The organism is Schleiferilactobacillus perolens DSM 12744, assembly GCF_001435585.1.
Lineage (GTDB): Bacteria > Bacillota > Bacilli > Lactobacillales > Lactobacillaceae > Schleiferilactobacillus > Schleiferilactobacillus perolens.
Genome location: NZ_AZEC01000012.1, coordinates 48,044 through 65,031, shown reverse-complemented (window position 1 = coordinate 65,031; position 16,988 = coordinate 48,044). Strand labels below are relative to the sequence as shown.

Genomic DNA, 16,988 nt, shown 5'->3' with positions numbered 1-16,988 from the left:
AAATATCAGGCCATTAATCAGCTAATCTATCGTAAAAAAATATATTGTGCAACGAAATGCAAATGCTACCACTTTTAATTTGGCGGATGCTATACTCAAATCAAGAAAGTACGAACAGATGGTGCTTTCTGGCAGTGTTTTGTCAGTCCCTTCCAGCTAAACTAAAGAGGCGATTTTTATGTCTGACGAAGAACCGGCAGTTGAATTACACAACCCCACTCTGGAGAGCATCACCTGCCCTCAGTGCGGGTCGACAAATTTCGAAATTATTGGTCAAAGCGGCGGTTTGCGGCGGCTGACCACTGGGATGTTTTTTGGCAATGCCGGCAATATTATCCGCGGAGTTCAAGCCATCCAAGTGCGGCCATTGAAGGCGAAATGTGCTGATTGCAAACACAAATTCATTGTGCAACCAGTGGAGGCACCCCCAGAGGAGTTGCTAGACGCCCCTGCGACGCTCGTCATCACTCGGAAAAAGAGCATTATCGGTATGGCAGTTAATATGTCATTGATGTTGAACGGCGCATTTGTGGCCACCTTGAAGAACGGTGACACGGTGACGGGGCAAACTCGGAATAAGCATAATTATATTCAGTTGTTTGATCAAAGCGGCGTGGGTTCTGCCCGCTTTGATCGGATTGAAATGACGCCGGATCAAAAAATCGAAATGGTGTTGAAGATGAAGGGTCGTTATTAAGTCGCTTGATTGAGCCAGCCACAGATGCTGACGGCGAAATCGGTTGACAAGCCCTTGGCTGAGTCAAACGAAATGAGGCGTACCGATGGGTAAAGCAACAGTTGATATGCTGGCAATGGCGCAACAGGTGGAAATGATCGGGCTTTACGCTTCAGTGGCATTCTTCTTCGTGGTGTATTACCGATATCGCCAACGGTTTTTACAACTTAACCATCAAGAAGTCATTACCGACAGCAAGCAGTTCACGGATCAAGCGGCCGCATTTAATCAGGTGGCCAAGATTAATTGGTGGTGGTTTGCAGCTTACCTTGTTGTCCGAACGATTCTGTTTGTCTTGGGGACATTCTTGAACAATATGCAGGTCACAGCCGATAACGCCATGATGATGGCATTGATAGGCTATGCGTATATGGTGTTGTCCTTAGTTTATCCAATTGTTTTTCTGGTCTTCGTTTGGCGAAAGTCGCTGAAGATCTACAGGGCGACTAAGGCATTGTAATCATTGTGTTTCGCACGGATCGGCGCTCAAAGTAGTGAGCAGATTGGAGATGCAATTATGTTTGGTCTCGATGTTTTTGCGTTGCTGGGAATTTATGTCGTGGTCGCATTTTTCTTAACGTTGGCGGCGGTTCTTTTGGTGATTAACACCCACCCGCGACCAGCCAGTCCGCAGGTGATTCAGTTGTTGATTTTTCCGGTGTTTATCGCGTTATGCTTGATGATGGTTGGGCGCTTGCCAAGCTGGTTATGGGTGATGGTGTCACTGGGTGTAGCGGCCATCTTAGTGCAGGTGATCACCGTCGTGGTGCTTTGGCGGCGTTATTCCCGGCCTCCTCGGCAAAATGCCGGTGGCGAGAAACAGTAGACACTAACTTGCCGCTGACGGCCGTGCTAATGCTACACAATCTGCGGTGAAATGGGGCTGGAACGTGGTGACGGCGGTTTGAACCCGCTGAGGAACGCGGTTTCAAACACGCCTAACAGCATATAATCTTGGCAAAACCGGCCAAGATTATTGCTGTTTCCACCACTGAGCCCCATTTCACCTCCGATTGCTTCGCATTAGCACTACTTTTGTTGTGATTCAACATCCTATCCTCACCCTTTCAGCCATAAAACATACTGAGCTACCAGTATAATACCTTCGGCCAAATTTTAGCCCACAGATCAGCACTTAACGCCTGGCGCTAAAATCTAATCTGTGGGCTTTTTTGTTCCCTATTTTTTACCAAGGCACCTGACCGGCGGTTTCGATGAATTTACCAGTCATATGCGGAGCGTCAGAGCGGGATAGCGCGACGATTGGGGCGGCGCCGGCGGTGACTGCTTGGCCGGAGGCGGTGCCGCCGCCGAAATCGGTGGCTGTGTGCCCAGGGTTGACGGCGTTAACGGCGATGTGGTCTGGCGCCAGAGCTTTACTAAAAGAGATGGTCGCCATGTTCAGGGCTGCCTTGGATGATTGATACCCCAAAGCATTGCCGCGGTAAAAGCGGCTGTGCGGATCCGACGCATTGGTAAGTGAGCCCATTTCGCTGGACACATTAATGATTTTTGCCGGTGCTCCTTTGCGTAATAACGGAATCATCGCTTGGGTCACCGCGACAGCACCGAAGAAGTTCACTTCGAAGTCCGCCCGGATCGTCGCTAGCGGCATGGTCACCGGTGATTCGTGATGGTCCAGCGCAATGCCGGCATTATTAATCAAGACATTCAACTGGCCAAACTGGGCGGTGATCCAACGAGCGGCTTCTTGAATTGTCGCCTCTTGGGTGACATCTAACATGATTAAATCCGCCCCAATCACACCGGCCCGGCGTAAAGCTTTCATCGCCGCCTCACCCCGCGCTTGGTTGCGGGCGCCTAACAGAATGTGCTGGCCCGCCCGGCCTAGTTCTTTCGCCGTTTCCAGGCCAATCCCTTTATCGCCGCCAGTTATCAATGTGTAAATTTTATCCATCAAATCCATCCCCAGTCTTGACCGTTGCTGTCGTCCGGCTCTTTTCCTTCAGCTTTCATCACACACGCGTGGGCAAAACGGATGAGAAAATGCGGGCCGAATTGACCGATCATCGCCGCGTCGGCGCGTTTCAAAGCATCGGCCCCCTCGTACGCCGCCAGGGCGTACGAGGCCACTGGTCGGTAGAGTTTCGGTAAATGATCTTCGCCCCACTCGCCACCGGCTTCTTTGGACAAAATGCGCCCGCCTTTTTGAAAAGCCAAGACCCGGCACAGGTTCAACGTAATATAGGTGGGCGTCTGCAGTATCTCTCTGGGCGCGTCGGCCACGTCGTTCATAATACTTTCCCAATAAGCGTGCCTGGGTACCGGCGCAAACACGTCTTTGATCGGTTGCCCGGTCAATACTTGGCCGCATTGATGAATGACCATGAGATGGGCGGCTAAATCTGGATCACGCCCTTGCATCCCCTCAATGTACGCCACCGGATCACGGAAGTATTCCGCCCGATGGTATTCTGAGAAATGAAAATTAAAGGGAACCGGATGCTGGAAGCGGCGGGTATGGGCCAATAAGAGCACATGAAACTCCAGTCCTTTAGCCGGGGCCAAGGGCAGCAGTTTTTCTGTCGTAAAATGCATCAAATCAGCCTTTTCACGGAACGTCAATCCCCGCATCACGACGATAATATAATCCAAATCACTGATGGCCGGATTGTAGCCCCCAAGCACATATGACCCGTGCAGATACACCCCGACCAAATTATTGCCTAATAGTTGATTACAGCCCTCCCCCAAGGACTTGAGCAGCTTCGTTGTTTTCGTCATGGCATAGTCTCCTGTTAAGAATATCTTAACCATTTACCGTAAAATGACAATAGGGGTTGCAAATTATTGGAATTTTCTGCGGCGCGTGCCTTGGTGGGACTTATCAATTGCTCCCACTCGCTCAATCATTTACAATGGGGGCGTATTTATTTATTGAAGGGAGTTGATTAGCTTGATTCAGATCCTGCTAGTCCTCATTGTCCTGATCAATCTTGGTTTTCTGTTTTATTTTATTCGCGACTTGGCACACTATTGGGGTGATGTGATGAGCGAACCGGCCACCACCTGGGCGCTGCCGTTTAGTTCATTCATCATTTTCTTACTCTCCACATTTGGCATTTCCGACTTTGCCATTAGCACGGCGCTATATCCGAAGGTGCACTGGACTTCGATTAAGAAGCTACCCGGGACACTGAACACCCAATGTGTTGTTCCCGTCGCGGCGATGGCGCTGTCGTATATCACCGCCATTACCGTCGACATCAAAACACTGGCCATTTGTATCATTGCGGCCGTAATCGGCGCGTATATCGGGCCACGCTTCGTCGTCAAACTACCAGTCGCCATTATTAAAAAGTTCATCACCGCCGGCTTGATTATCGCCGCCTTGATGATCCTGGCGGGCAAGCTCAACTGGATTCCCAGCAACGGTACCGCGACCAGCCTCAGCGGTTGGAAACTGATTCTCACCGCCGTTTTGCTATTCATCTACGGCGCGCTGAACAATATCGGCATCGGTTCTTACGCCCTGACCATGGCCACCGTTTACGCGATGGGTCTTAATCCCTCCGCCGCGTTCCCCATCATGATGGGCGCCGCTACCTTCTCCGTATCCACCAGCAGCATCCAGTTCATTAAACTGCAAGACTACAGCCGTAAAATCACACTGTTTACCTCGACTTTTGGCGTACTCGGTGTGTTAGTGGCCGTCTTCTTCGTCAAGAGTTTGGACACCGCCATGCTCCAGTGGCTGGTCATCATTGTGCTGGTCTATTCAGCTGTCAGCATGATTTGGAGTATGCGCAAACCGTCAGAAGCATAATTTAGAAAGGACCATGTTTCACGTGAAAATTCTCAATAAACAAGATATTCAGGCCGTGTTTTCAATGAAAGATGCCATCGCCGCCGATAAAGCGGCTTTGGCGGCCTACTCCCGGGGCGAAACCACAATTCCGTTGCGGACCAACATCGACATCCCGGCTGAGTCCGGCCAAAGCCTCTACATGCCCGGTTACTTAGCTGGCGAACATCCAGCGCTCGGTATGAAAATCGTATCGGTTTACCCCCACAATATTGACAAAGGACTGCCCAGCGTGCCCGCTACGATGATCAGTCTGGACCCGGCCACTGGGATCGTGTCGGCCATCCTAGATGGTACCTATTTAACCCAATTGCGTACAGGAGCCATGCAAGGTGCCGCCACGGATTTGTTGGCCCGCCAAGATGCGCGCACCGCTACGCTGATCGGCACCGGCGGCCAAGCCCCGGCCCAACTGGAAGCCATGCTGACGGTACGGCCGCTGCGACAGGTCTATGTGAGTGACATTGACACCCACCGGGCCCAAGACTTTGCGGCCGCCATGCAGCACAAATTTGGTGACCAGTTCAACGTCACCATCACCGCCGTGCACGACCTGGGCCAGGCCATCGCTGCCTCAGACATCATCACTAGTGCCACCACCTCGAAAGTGGCGACCTTCTCCGCGGCCGACGTTAAACCTGGCACCCACATCAACGGTGTCGGCGCCTATACCCCAGAGATGCATGAAATTCCAGAAGAATTAGTCAAGCGCGCCAATGTGGTCATCTTCGACACCATGGATGGCGTCCTGGCGGAAGCCGGCGACATGATCACGCCTCTGAAAGACGGCACAGTGACGAAAGAGCATTACGAAGGTGAATTGGGTGCTGTCGTCGACGGTAAACTCTCCGGCCGCACCACTGACCAACAAATCACCCTATTCAAAACAGTCGGCACCGCCGCCACCGATGTCTACGTCGCCGAACAAATCCTCCAAGCCGCCGACCAAGCTGGCCGCGGTAAAGAAGTCCAGTTCTAGCAATACAACCAATCAAAAAACCACGGAAGAATTTTTGCCTTCCGTGGTTTTTTTTCGCGCAATTTGATCTTTATCCAAAACATCGTTCTAGGGTTAAGTCCAGAAAAAATGGCCAGAACAACATTCTGGATCCTCGCTGGATACAGTGTCAAAGCGGAGCAAGCGTAGGTGGCAGGTGGCTCAGCTGTGGAAACCACACCGCGCGCGGTTTTTGCGCGCGGATGTGGTTAGGCGTGTTTGAGACCGCGCACTTTGCGGGCTCAAACCGCCGTCACAGCTAGCTTCGCCTGCGGCTACGCACTTGCTGCGCGTCGCCACCACCTGCCACCGAAGCTTGCGCAGCTTTGGCACGGCGGCAGGAGCCTGCTCTTCAACGTTTACTTCCCAAATTGATAATACTGCACACCCGGCGCATTACTCCCCGTCAGCCGCCGGAACACGTGCCCCTTAAATCGATCCGCAATCGTCTGGAAAAACAAATCATTGTTCGCCGGCACCGACCCTGCCAACGCAATCACTGCCGTATTAGGCAACTGACTCCGCGTCAACGCCGTTTTGATCTGCCGTGCTAACGCCTGCGCCGCCCCCTGGATCACCTGTTGCGCCGCTGCGTTACCATACACCGCCGCATCCGCCACTGGTCGCGCCAGCGCCGCAAAAGCACTCCGGTCCAACTGATAGCTTCGGGCCACCGCCGCCAAATAGTCCGGCACATGCAGTGCCTCCAGCAACACCAGCTCCAGCGCGCTGGTTTGCCCTTCATCCCGGGCGGCCAGCATTACTTGAAAGGCTCGTCGCGCGATATCATAGCCGCTGCCATCGTCGCCAAAGCGCCAGCCCCAGCCGCCGACACGCAATCGCTGACCATTGATCTGAGCCAAGCAAATGGACCCCGTCCCGGCAATGGCAGTAATTCCGTCTTCACCGTGCAAACCGTTAAGCATCGCCAGCTCAGCATCGCTGACCACCGCCACTGGCACGGTATATTTTGCCTGCACAGCTTGCATGATTTCTTGCTGTCCGCCAGCCGTCGCCACACCGGCAATGCCGATTAAAATACCGGCGCACTCGGCCACTGGCCAATGTTGAAAGATTTTTTCAATTACACTCAATAAATCCTTCTTTGTACCATCTGGATCCAGCGCAATATTCCCCGGCCCGGCCGTGGCCTGAGCAATTAACTCCCCGTCTGCATAGGCTTCTGCTACGATATGGGTGCCCCCGCTGTCAATGCCAATGTGAAACATCGTCTTCCTGCCCTTCCTCTTGACTGAAACTCTATTTCAAGTAGAATTATAACCGACTGAAACATTATTTCAACATATACCGGATGAACAATCGAAAGGAGTGATGCAGGATGGCCTGGCTAGCCTTAGAGTATGCGGACAGCGTGTTACAAAATCAAACCCGGGTCCAAGTCATTGTCCCGGACCAGATCGATGGTCCCTTGCAAAGTTTATACTTGTTGCACGGTTTAGGCGATGACGGTTCTGCGTGGCAGCGTAAAACCAATCTGGAGGCACTGGTTGCAGATAAACAAGTGGCCGTGATTATGCCCGCTGTCGGCCGCAGCTGGTACCAAGATGTTCCTAAAGGAGTGCCCTACTGGACCTTCCTCACCGAGAGTTTACCCCGATATATGAACCAGCTGCTGCCACTCAGCCCGCGCGCTGTCGATCATTTTGTCGCCGGTAATTCCATGGGCGGTTATGGCGCTTTAAAATGGGCCAGTGCCCAGCCGCAACAGTTTGGTGCAGTCGGTGCGCTTTCGCCAGTGACAGATTTTGCCGTGCTGCCCAAAATCCAACCAGACTGGGCCGCCGCCTTTCCAGATGGACGTCCGGCACCAGTGTCTTATACTGCCTCCGTACCCTTATTTCTCGCCATTGGCCAGCAGGACTTTTTATATCCCCAATTTCAAGAATTCGTCACCCACCGCGTGACTTCCAAGCCTAAAATATTCACAGCGGCTGGCGCCCACGATTGGCAATTTTGGCAACTGGCGCTGAGTCAATTGATTGATTGGCTGCCGTTGACATCCACACACACAGAGAAGGGAATTTTAGCATGAAGTACGTCACAGAAAGCCGTAACCCAGCGACATTGCATATTGATACCATGACCACCACCGAAATTTTGCGGACCATCAATGCGGAAGATCAAAAGGTGGCTCCGGCCCTTAGCGACCCGCGAACCATTACCACATTGGGTAAGATCGCCGACCACATGGCCAGTGTGTACCAAAGCGGCCACCATACTTATTACATTGGGGCTGGCACCTCGGGCCGATTGGGCATTCTGGACGCCGTGGAATTAGTGCCGACGTACGGTATTACCGGCACAGAAATCGAAGGCTTGATCGCCGGCGGTTCCCGGGCAATGTACGTCGCCGTAGAAGGCGCAGAGGATTCCGCTGAGCTAGCCGTTCACGATTTGCAGGAAAAGCAACTGAGCGCTGCCGATATGGTGATCGGCATTGCCGCCAGCGGCCGCACCCCTTACGTGATTGGCGGACTAGACTACGCCCGTTCGCTGGGGGCCAAGACGGCTTCCATCGCCTGTAACCCCGACGCGTTGGTTAGTCCCCACGCTGATTGGCCGGTGGAAATCGTTGTTGGTCCGGAAGTAGTGACCGGCTCCACTCGGATGAAGGCCGGCACCGCGCAAAAGCTAGCCTTGAACATGCTTTCTACCACAGCAATGATTAAATCCGGCAAAGTATACGGCAATCTGATGGTGGACTTGAAACCCACCAATGAAAAGCTAGTTGACCGGGCTAAACGGATTATCCAGGAAGCCACCGGTGCCTCCGCGGTTGAATCTGCCCAGGCCTATGCAGCAGCCGATAAATCCCCGCAAGTGGCCATTGTCATGCTGGCCGCCCATGTTCCTGCCGCCACTGCAAAGGCCGCGTTGGCCCAGCATCAAGGGCGAGTAGCTCTGGCGATCGCTGGCATTCAACAATAGGAGTGAAAAAATATGCCGATCAAACGTAAAATCACGAATACGCAAAATAGTATGTCGGAAGCGGAGGAAAAGGTCGCCAACTACGTCCTGGCCCACCCCCAGCCTGTCTTGAATATGACCGTCTCGCAATTGGCCCGGGCCGCTCAAACCAGTGCAGCATCGGTAGTACGCCTGTCTAAACGAATTGGCGTAGCGGGGTTCACTGCTTTCAAAATCGAGTTGGCTGCCGATCTCACAAAACAAAATATCGACATTGATCCCGATGCCGATATCACCCGGAACGAAAGTCTCTCCGTCATTAAGGAAAAACTGCTCTATAACGCCAAGGAAGCCTTACAGGACACCGTCGATCAAATCGATCCCCAAGCCTTCACCGACGTCAACAGACTGTTGGGCAGTGCCAAGCAAATCTATATCTTCGGCGTCGGTGCCAGTTTTCTTACAGCCCAAAATATCGCCCAGAAATGGAGTCGGATCGGCTATCCGGCCACAGCCATGAACGATCTCAACGTCCTATTGCCAGCCATTGCCAATGGCACCAAGCGGGATATGCTCTGGGTCGTTTCCAACTCTGGGGAAACCCCTGAAGTCATTTATGCCGCTCAGACCGCTAAAAAATCCCAAGTCTCCGTCGTCTCCCTTACAAAACTAGGGAAGAATTCCGTCACCGCCATCAGTGATGTAGCCATCCATACCAGTTTACCCATTGAACGCCGCCATCGGATCGCAGCGACCAATTCTTTGATGACCCAGTTCATGGTCGTGGACCTGTTATTCTACGATTTTGTCAGCCACCATTATGACGCCAGCACGCGAGCACTAAACCAGTCAAAGCACATCATTGAACAATACCAAACAGGAAAATAAGTCTCCTGAAAGAAATTTTATTTCTTAATCTGCTTAAAAAGTACAAATACTTGAAATATCATTTCAGGTGTGTATACTAAAAATTGTAAGCGATTAAAAATATCTTTGAGGAGGAGAAAAAATGGATCGATTTATGAAATGGGTCGAAAATAAGCTCGTTCCCCCAATGGCCAAAATTGGCGCTCAGCGCCATCTGCTCGCCATTCGTAACGGGGTTGTTTCCACGCTATCATTGATTCTGATTGGCAGTTTCTTTTTGATCTTTGTCAATCTACCATATAAGCCTTGGGCCGATGCCCTGGCACCTTATTCAGCCACCATTGCCCTGCCGTTCCGGATGACCATGGGATTAATGGCCATTTATGCCACCTTCGTTATGGGGTCCGATTTGGCGAAATCGTATGATTTGGATTCCACCACAGGCGGTATTTTGTCACTGGGCACATTCTTTATGCTGCAAATGCCCGTGAACGTATTGACTCCGAAGAAAGCACCGCTGGGTTTCGTTTTACCCATGGGCAATCTGGGCGCCGCCGGGATGTTCACCGGGATCGTATCGATGATCTTTGCCGTCGAAGTTTATCGCTTCTTCAGCGTCCACAAGATCACCATCAAGATGCCGGATCAAGTTCCGCCAGCCGTCGCCCGTTCCTTTGAAGCATTAATTCCAGGGGCGGTCATTATCATCGTCGCCTGGTTAGTCCGAGACATTGCCAACTTTGACGTCAATAGTGCATTACTAACAGTCTTCAAGCCCATTACTGGAATTTTGGGCAACAACCTGTTTGGGGCATTGTTGCCGATGTTCCTGATTCATCTGCTGTGGTCCTTTGGTATTCACGGGATGAGTATTGTGGGTTCCATCGTCCGGCCGATGTGGTTGATCATGCTGAACGCTAACGCAGATGCGGTTACAAAGGGCACCAGTATGACTCACTTGCCTTACATCGCACCGGAACAGTTCTATCAATGGACCGTCACGATTGGCGGGGCCGGGGCTACAGTGGTCGTTGCGGTGATGTTTTTGACCATCTGCAAATCTAAATTCTTGCGGGAAGTCGGTGGGTTCTCCTTGGTCCCTGGGATCTTTAACATTAATGAGCCCATGATCTTTGGGGCACCAATGATTTTAAACCCATACCTGATTTTACCGTTCAACCTGGTACCGCTGGTATTGACCACGATTTCCTACTTCGCAGTAAAATGGGGATTGGTCAATGGCTTCACCACTTATCAAGCTTGGACATTACCGGCTCCAATCGGTGGTTATCTCAGTGCCGGGAACGACTGGCGGGTAATTGTGCTGATCGTGATCAACTTGATCGTGGCCGCCATTATTTACTATCCATTCGTGAAGGCCTACGATAAAAAGATGGTCGCTGACGAACAGGCGAAAGCACATGATGCTGAAGCCGCGCCGGCACCGCAGGCGTAACGAATTAATTGAGGAGTGATCTTCGTGCTTTATTGGGCCGTCATGTTTTTCGCATTCTTATTGTTGCTGGCCGGGACACAATTTTTGTTAGGCTGGCTGAAACAGCGGCATATTCACATTAACCGATGGCTGTTTGGTGTGGCTGCTTTCTTGGTCGTGATTATTCCGCATGTGTTGATGAGGAATGTACCGTTGGCGCTGGATAGTGTGCTTTATCTGTTGTGCGCTGTGTTTGGGATTGCGTTTATGACGGAGACGCATAGTAAGATGCTGAAGTATGAAAAGGATCATCCGTTTACACCTGGCAATAAATGAGTAAATTAGTAATCCATCTGCCGTGCCAAAGCTGCGCAATCTCCGGCTGAATGGCGCTGCGACGCGCAGCTAGTGCGTAGCCGCAGGCGTAGCAAGTGGTGACGGCGCTTTGAGCCCGCAAAGTGCGCGGTCTCAAAGTCGCCTAACAGCATATAAATGTGGCCAGGCCCGGGCCACATTTATTGCTGTTTCCACCACTGAGCGCCATTCAGCCTCCGATTGCTCCGCATTGGCACTACATACGTTCGGATTCAGACTCTCGGTCTGGATCCTTTTTTGTTGCTGTAGAAAGCCGATTACAAATTGGACTATACCAAGCTCCTAACATACGATGTCAAAGAAATTTTGTTTCCGTGTCAAGAATATTTACATAGATCCTTGAAATTGAATTTCAGACTCCTATACTGAGGTTCAATGGCGGTGCGGTATGGGAGATAGCTGTTGGTGTTGATTCAGTTGAATTGATTTCGATGAACGGTGACCTGACCGCATGGATCGCTGAAATTAATGAAGAGGTGTAGACCAATGCGTATTTTGTTATCTTGCAGCGGCGGCATGAGTTCGTCACTGATTGCTGAAGCACTGTCTGATGAAGCAAAGAAGCGGAGTGTTGATTTGGCCGTCGATGCCACGGGTTCAGAATCAGTGGCGGATGACTTGGACGAGAAGCAATACGACGCCGTGTTATTGGCGCCCCAGACGGTTTATCGGAAAGACGCCATTAAAGCGGAAGCGGATAGTCACCACATCCCTTTCTTAATGATTCCCCGGCTGATGTACAGTCCTCTGCAGGCCGGTAAGCTGCTGGATTTAGTTAACGAAAAATTGGGGAAATAACCCGCGGAGGTCGATATTATGGCATTTAATACTGAAAAAATATCCACCGATATGGCGAAAATCGCCGGTAATCGGTATCTTACCGCCATTCGGGATGGGATGGCCGTCATTATTCCAGTCGCCGTGGTGGGCTCTTTCTTCACCATTGCTACCCAGTTGCCAATTGATTCTTGGAAAGCATTTATTAAACCCTATGTGGCCGCATTAGGCTTGCCGATCACGTTCTCCATTGGCTTGATGGCACTGTATTCTTGCTACGCCATTGCCAGCAGTTTGGCGCAAACCTATAAGTTGGATCGTAATTCCAGCGCCACCGTGGCTGTCATGGTGTTCTTGCTCTTAGTCATCAAACCCGGCGCAATCACCGCGGCAATATCTAAAAAGACAGGAATTGCCGTCGGAACAGTCTTCCCGACACAAAACCTCGGTGCTTACGGCCTGTTCACCGCCATGCTGGCCGCCATTGTTTCTGTTGAGGTCATTCATTTCTTCAAGGCACGCAACTTGGTGATTAGAATGCCCAAAGGGGTACCGGCTTCAGTGTCCAACTCCTTCATGGCCTTAGTACCGGCGGCCGTGTTGATTGTAGCGGCTTGGGCGGTTAAGGAAGGGTTGCACTTCGATGTCAATGCCGGGTTATTAACATTGCTGTCGCCATTGGCTCACTTCGGCAAGGATAACTTCTTGTCCGTCATCACCCCCATCTTCTTCAACTCCCTATTCTGGTTGTTTGGCGTTCATGGCGCCGTCAGTTCTACCCCGGTTTATCCCTACTGGTATAAGAACCTATACGCCAATATGGATGCCGTGACCCACGGTGCTACAGCAGCCACTGTACCGCATTTTATGACCGAGCAGTTCTTCCAGTTCTTCGTGTATATCGGCGGTTCAGGTGCCATCTTGGCGTTATGTATTTTACTGGCATTTGCTTCCAAGTCGTCCATGGGGCGGACATTGGGCAAAGTCGTCATTATTCCCAGTATCTTCAATATTAATGAACCGATTATCTTTGGTTTGCCAATTGTATTGAACCCTTATTTTGCTGCACCGTTTATTTTAGCTCCGATTGCCGATGGGATTATCACGTGGCTGGCAATGATCAGTCATCTCGTGAATAAGACCATTGCCCTGGTGCCTTGGACACTACCGGCGCCGATTGGTGCTTACATGGCCACTGGTTTTGACTGGCGCGCTATTATTTTGACACTCGTTAACATTGCAGTGGCGATGGTGATTTACTATCCGTTCTTCAAAGCTTGGGATCGCCGCCAGTTGGCCACAGAACAAGCAGCTGCTGCGGCAGATGCCCAAACCGGTGCAGCTGAAGCTTAGCTTGGAGGATTAACCAATGGATGGATTGGAACAAATCATTTTTGACATCATCAGTAATGCCGGGGAAGCCCGGTCCATACTGATGGGTGTGATTCAAGATTCAGAAAAAGGCGTCTTCACCGATTACGAACAGCACTTGAAAGATGCCGACGAGCGTATTAAAGATGCCGAGAAAGCCCACTTCAAAATCATCAGTTCCGAAGCTAAGCAAAAAGCGGTCCCATTCAATGTTTTGCTGGTTCACGCTGAGGATCAGATGATGGCCGCCGAGATTATCCGTGATTTGGCTAGCAGTATCGTTAAAGCCAATCGCCGCATTGCGGAATTAGAGCACCCGGAAACAAAGTAAGTGGTTGTCAAAGACTTGTGGTTGTCAGATGATGATAACGACAAGTCTTTTATTATTCAAAGGAAGTCATGATATGATCGAAAACACTCAGGGAATTGCCGCCCTCATGCATAACGCACTGGCGGATCAGGCCGCTTTCGGCGTTTCCTACGCGTTGATCGGGCCGGATCAAAATGAGCTCCATTACCTCGGCATGCAGGGTAGCGGCCCCGATGCACTGCCGCTTACTCCGAATATGCAATACGATTTGGCGTCATTAACCAAAGTCGTTGGTACCACCACGCGACTCTTGCAATTGTTGGCCGCCGGCACTATTCAGTTGGCCGATCCGGTGGGAAAATATGTCCCCAATTTGGCCCATCCGCAATTAACGATTGAACAACTCTTATTACATAACAGCGGTCTCCCAGCAGATATCCCAAACGCCTTAACAATGACTGCCGAGGAACTGACTGCCAAGATCAAACAAGCCCCCTTAGCCAATGCCCCGGGGACGAAATTTGTATATTCCGACCTGGGCTTCATTCAGCTGGGTTGGGTGATTCAGCAGGTCGATGGTGATTTAGCGGCCAGTTTACGGGAGAATGTCTTCTCACCACTGGGGATGAAGCAGACCGGGTTTAATCCAGATCAAAGCGACCTAAATGTGTTTGTGCCCACGGAAGATGTGCCAGCACGCGGCGGTGTTTTGCGCGGCGTCGTCCATGATGAAAAGGCGGCAGTCCTCCACGGAATCAGCGGTCATGCAGGCCTCTTCTCCTCGTTGACTGACCTGAATCAATTCGTTCGGATGTACCTCAACCACGGTTACTGTCGGGATCAACAAATCCTGCCGACCAGCGTATTTGATTGGTTTCGCCAGATTCACTTCCAGGGACGCACCCTGGGGTGGCAATGCTGGCGGCCGGGCGGTGATTTACTTTGGCACACCGGTTTTACTGGCACGTCCATTGCCCTGGATCTGACCCATCAAACCGGGTTTGTCTGCCTAACGAACCGCGTTTATCCCACGCGCACCAATCTGCGCTGGCTCACTTGGCGGCGGTTGGCGGTCAGTCTTTTTTACAATCGTCTGGAGGATATCGATGATGAGCAAAACCACAATTGAGCAGATCACCTGTGACCAAATTACATCGCCGTTGAAGCGGCCGTTTATTACCGCTATGCATCAAGTAAACGAAAACCGGGCGATTCGAGTTCGGATTGCGTTGGCGAATGGTCTTGTGGGCGTGGGCACTGCGACGCCGAATGAGAAAGTGACCGGAGAAACCTTAACCACTCTAAAGCAGGTGATGACAGACATCTTCAACCCGGCATTGCTGCATCAGGATGTCGCAGACTGGGGAAATCTGTTGACCCGAGTACGCACAGTCATCGTGAACAATACGCCTGCTAAAGCGGGGTTTGAAATTGCCCTGTATGATTTGCGACGACAACTGTTTGGCGTCTCCTTGACCGAATTGCTGGGCGGTCGGCCCCAGCCAGTGCAAACCGATTACACCATTAGTATTCGGCCGATTCCGGACATGATCGCCGAGGCAAGGGAATTGATCAAGCAGGGCTTTACCGCCTTGAAACTCAAGCTGGGGACACGTCCCTTTAAAGAAGATATCCAAATGGTGGCTCAGATTTCTGCCACAGTCGGCCCGGATATTCGTTTGCGGCTGGACATCAATCAGGCCTGGACCGTGAAACAAACGCTGCAGGCCATTCAAGTATGGTATGCGGCCGGCTTACCCATCGACTTTATTGAACAGCCGGTCGACCGACTGAATATTGCCGGCATGCAGGCCATTACGGCCCAATCCTTGATCCCGATCATGGCCGACGAGAGCGTCTTTTCGGCCCATGATGCGCTCCAAGTAATTCACCACCAGGCCTGCGACATGGTCAATATCAAATTGATGAAATCCGGTGGGCTCAGTGAAGCGGAAAAAATCAACACCATCTGCGAGACCGCAGGGATTCCTTGTATGCTGGGCTGCATGAGCGAATCTGAAATCAGCATTGCGGCAGCTGCGGCCTTTGTGGCCGCCCATCGCAATGTGCACTTTGCCGATCTGGATTCTGTCTTCATGGGCGCACAGCTTCCTGACCCCCACTACTTAACACTGCATCAAGACCAATTGTGGCCCGCTGGTGTCCGCCATGACTGATTTAGCCAATGAATTGGCTGCCCTTTTTGCCAACCAGCCCTTTGACTATGCCTATATGGTGACCGTTCCCGGCGAATCACCGGTGGCCAGTGTCCGAGCCACCCAAACTTTCCGCTCGGCTAGTCTCATTAAAATTGGCATTGCGGATTATCTGGGTCATCAAAGCATCGCTGCACCGCACTTGCTGGAGCAAACAGTGGCAGTACAACCGAATCAACGCGTTGGCGGCTCCGGCGTACTTTTCCATCTGTCCCAATCCACCTGGTCCGTGGGTGATTTATTGGATCTGATGCTGTGTGTGTCCGACAACACGGCCACGAATGTATTGCTGGATCACTTTGGCTTGGCGCCGATCAACCAATGGCTGCAGGCCCGATATCCCACCATTCAGTTGCGCCGCCGCATGATGACCGCCGCTGATCCCGCTCACGAAAATCTGTTGACCCTCACTGATCTCCTGCCGTTATGGAACGACTTGTTGGCCCTGCCCGATCCTGCAGGCGGGCGAATCCGGACTGCCCTGCAACAACAACAAAACCGGCAAAAATTACCGGCATTGGCGGATGCTATTGGATTTTCCGGGACGATTTTTAACAAGACTGGTGAATTATTGCACGAGGAATACGACGCTGCCAGATTCATTTATAGAAACCACATGGTAGATTGTGTTTTACTGACTAGTTTCCCATCCGAAAAGCAAAGAAGCACCGCCATTATAGTATTTCAGCAATTTGGCAGAATCGTCATGAGCCATCTGAAAAACGTTAAAAATAATGAATCATAATTGTTGACACGCGTTCAACCATGGTATATCCTTACGGCGTAAAGTGAATTAGTAATCAATGTCAATTGCTGAAAGGGAGTCTTGACCATGGGTGCGTGGCAATATGTGATCGGTATTGGGTTGGCACTGCTGGGTCTCTATACTTTGTGGGCAACGCGCAACCAGTATCGGTTTATCAAGGCAAAAGGAAACAAGGATACATCACCCTTTGTCATGTGGGGCATGTGGAGCAGCTCATTGATCGGTTTCGTCTTAGTGATGGTCGGGGTTACCACTTTCTTCGGTCAGTGGTAACTGATAAAAGGGCTGAGACAAAATTCCGAAACCAGACGATTGTAGTGCCAATGCGGAGCAAGCGGAGGTGGTAGGTGGCTCAGCTGTGGAAACCACACAGCGCGCTTTTTG

General features: G+C 51.3%; 20 protein-coding genes. 17 read left to right on the top strand and 3 right to left on the bottom strand.

Features of this window, described 5'->3' with window-relative positions; genetic code table 11:
* Positions 1–178 precede the first annotated feature (178 nt).
* The 3 genes from FD09_RS11865 to FD09_RS11855 all read left to right on the top strand — a co-directional run bounded on the left by FD09_RS11865 (position 179) and on the right by FD09_RS11855 (position 1,562).
* Positions 179–697, top strand: a complete 519-nt coding sequence (locus tag FD09_RS11865; RefSeq protein WP_057821643.1) for a hypothetical protein — start codon at positions 179–181, stop codon at positions 695–697.
* Positions 698–782: 85 nt separating this feature from the next.
* Positions 783–1,196 (top strand): hypothetical protein, encoded by a 414-nt coding sequence (locus FD09_RS11860; RefSeq protein WP_057821641.1) that lies wholly within the window; start codon positions 783–785, stop codon positions 1,194–1,196.
* 57 nt (positions 1,197–1,253) lie between these two features.
* Entirely contained in the window at positions 1,254–1,562 is a 309-nt protein-coding gene (locus FD09_RS11855) for a hypothetical protein (RefSeq protein WP_057821639.1), read from the top strand.
* A 360-nt stretch (positions 1,563–1,922) separates the two neighbouring features.
* Here FD09_RS11855 and FD09_RS11850 read toward each other — a convergent pair whose 3' ends face one another.
* Positions 1,923–2,654, bottom strand: a complete 732-nt coding sequence (locus FD09_RS11850; protein WP_057821637.1) for an SDR family NAD(P)-dependent oxidoreductase — start codon at positions 2,652–2,654, stop codon at positions 1,923–1,925.
* Positions 2,654–3,481, bottom strand: a complete 828-nt coding sequence (locus tag FD09_RS11845) for an aminoglycoside adenylyltransferase domain-containing protein (RefSeq protein ID WP_057821635.1) — start codon at positions 3,479–3,481, stop codon at positions 2,654–2,656. The genes FD09_RS11850 and FD09_RS11845 overlap by 1 nt, the downstream gene beginning before the upstream one ends.
* Positions 3,482–3,653: 172 nt before the next feature.
* On the opposite strand from FD09_RS11845, the gene FD09_RS11840 reads away from it, so the two are divergent.
* Together FD09_RS11840 and FD09_RS11835 are read left to right on the top strand one after the other, a co-directional pair.
* Positions 3,654–4,523 (top strand): sulfite exporter TauE/SafE family protein, encoded by an 870-nt coding sequence (locus FD09_RS11840; RefSeq protein ID WP_057821632.1) that lies wholly within the window; start codon positions 3,654–3,656, stop codon positions 4,521–4,523.
* Between the two features lie 22 nt (positions 4,524–4,545).
* Complete coding sequence (locus FD09_RS11835) at positions 4,546–5,541, top strand: ornithine cyclodeaminase family protein (RefSeq protein ID WP_057821690.1); 996 nt, start codon at positions 4,546–4,548, stop codon at positions 5,539–5,541.
* A gap of 377 nt (positions 5,542–5,918) precedes the next feature.
* Here FD09_RS11835 and FD09_RS11830 read toward each other — a convergent pair whose 3' ends face one another.
* On the bottom strand, positions 5,919–6,788 hold the full coding sequence (locus FD09_RS11830) for a BadF/BadG/BcrA/BcrD ATPase family protein (protein WP_057821630.1): 870 nt from the start codon (positions 6,786–6,788) through the stop codon (positions 5,919–5,921).
* 110 nt (positions 6,789–6,898) lie between these two features.
* Here FD09_RS11830 and FD09_RS11825 point away from each other — a divergent pair, with 110 nt between their 5' ends.
* The 12 genes from FD09_RS11825 to FD09_RS11770 all read left to right on the top strand — a co-directional run bounded on the left by FD09_RS11825 (position 6,899) and on the right by FD09_RS11770 (position 16,877).
* Positions 6,899–7,612, top strand: a complete 714-nt coding sequence (locus FD09_RS11825) for an alpha/beta hydrolase (protein WP_057821628.1) — start codon at positions 6,899–6,901, stop codon at positions 7,610–7,612.
* Complete coding sequence (gene murQ, locus FD09_RS11820; RefSeq protein WP_057821626.1) at positions 7,609–8,508, top strand: N-acetylmuramic acid 6-phosphate etherase; 900 nt, start codon at positions 7,609–7,611, stop codon at positions 8,506–8,508. Before FD09_RS11825 ends, murQ begins: the two co-directional genes overlap by 4 nt.
* Before the next feature lie 12 nt (positions 8,509–8,520).
* Positions 8,521–9,375, top strand: coding sequence for a MurR/RpiR family transcriptional regulator (locus tag FD09_RS11815; protein WP_057821624.1), 855 nt, complete (start codon positions 8,521–8,523; stop codon positions 9,373–9,375).
* Between the two features lie 121 nt (positions 9,376–9,496).
* A complete protein-coding gene (locus FD09_RS11810; protein WP_057821623.1) occupies positions 9,497–10,810 on the top strand; it encodes a PTS sugar transporter subunit IIC in 1,314 nt (437 codons plus the stop codon).
* Positions 10,811–10,834: 24 nt separating this feature from the next.
* Complete coding sequence (locus FD09_RS11805) at positions 10,835–11,125, top strand: hypothetical protein (RefSeq protein WP_057821621.1); 291 nt, start codon at positions 10,835–10,837, stop codon at positions 11,123–11,125.
* A 525-nt stretch (positions 11,126–11,650) separates the two neighbouring features.
* On the top strand, positions 11,651–11,962 hold the full coding sequence (locus FD09_RS11800; protein WP_057821619.1) for a PTS sugar transporter subunit IIB: 312 nt from the start codon (positions 11,651–11,653) through the stop codon (positions 11,960–11,962).
* 18 nt (positions 11,963–11,980) lie between these two features.
* Positions 11,981–13,294 carry a PTS sugar transporter subunit IIC gene (locus tag FD09_RS11795; protein WP_057821617.1) on the top strand — a complete coding sequence of 438 codons (1,314 nt, stop codon included), beginning with the start codon at positions 11,981–11,983 and terminating at the stop codon, positions 13,292–13,294.
* A gap of 16 nt (positions 13,295–13,310) precedes the next feature.
* Entirely contained in the window at positions 13,311–13,643 is a 333-nt protein-coding gene (locus tag FD09_RS11790) for a PTS lactose/cellobiose transporter subunit IIA (RefSeq protein WP_057821615.1), read from the top strand.
* Positions 13,644–13,716: 73 nt separating this feature from the next.
* The gene (locus tag FD09_RS11785; RefSeq protein ID WP_057821613.1) at positions 13,717–14,751 is read left to right on the top strand and encodes a serine hydrolase domain-containing protein; all 1,035 of its coding nucleotides are present in this window, start codon (positions 13,717–13,719) and stop codon (positions 14,749–14,751) included.
* Positions 14,732–15,799 carry a dipeptide epimerase gene (locus FD09_RS11780; protein WP_235812285.1) on the top strand — a complete coding sequence of 356 codons (1,068 nt, stop codon included), beginning with the start codon at positions 14,732–14,734 and terminating at the stop codon, positions 15,797–15,799. The genes FD09_RS11785 and FD09_RS11780 overlap by 20 nt, the downstream gene beginning before the upstream one ends.
* Positions 15,792–16,583: a serine hydrolase gene (locus FD09_RS11775; RefSeq protein ID WP_057821608.1), complete on the top strand. Its 792-nt coding sequence runs from the start codon at positions 15,792–15,794 to the stop codon at positions 16,581–16,583. The genes FD09_RS11780 and FD09_RS11775 overlap by 8 nt, the downstream gene beginning before the upstream one ends.
* Before the next feature lie 87 nt (positions 16,584–16,670).
* Positions 16,671–16,877 carry a hypothetical protein gene (locus FD09_RS11770; RefSeq protein WP_057821606.1) on the top strand — a complete coding sequence of 69 codons (207 nt, stop codon included), beginning with the start codon at positions 16,671–16,673 and terminating at the stop codon, positions 16,875–16,877.
* Positions 16,878–16,988: the final 111 nt, after the last annotated feature.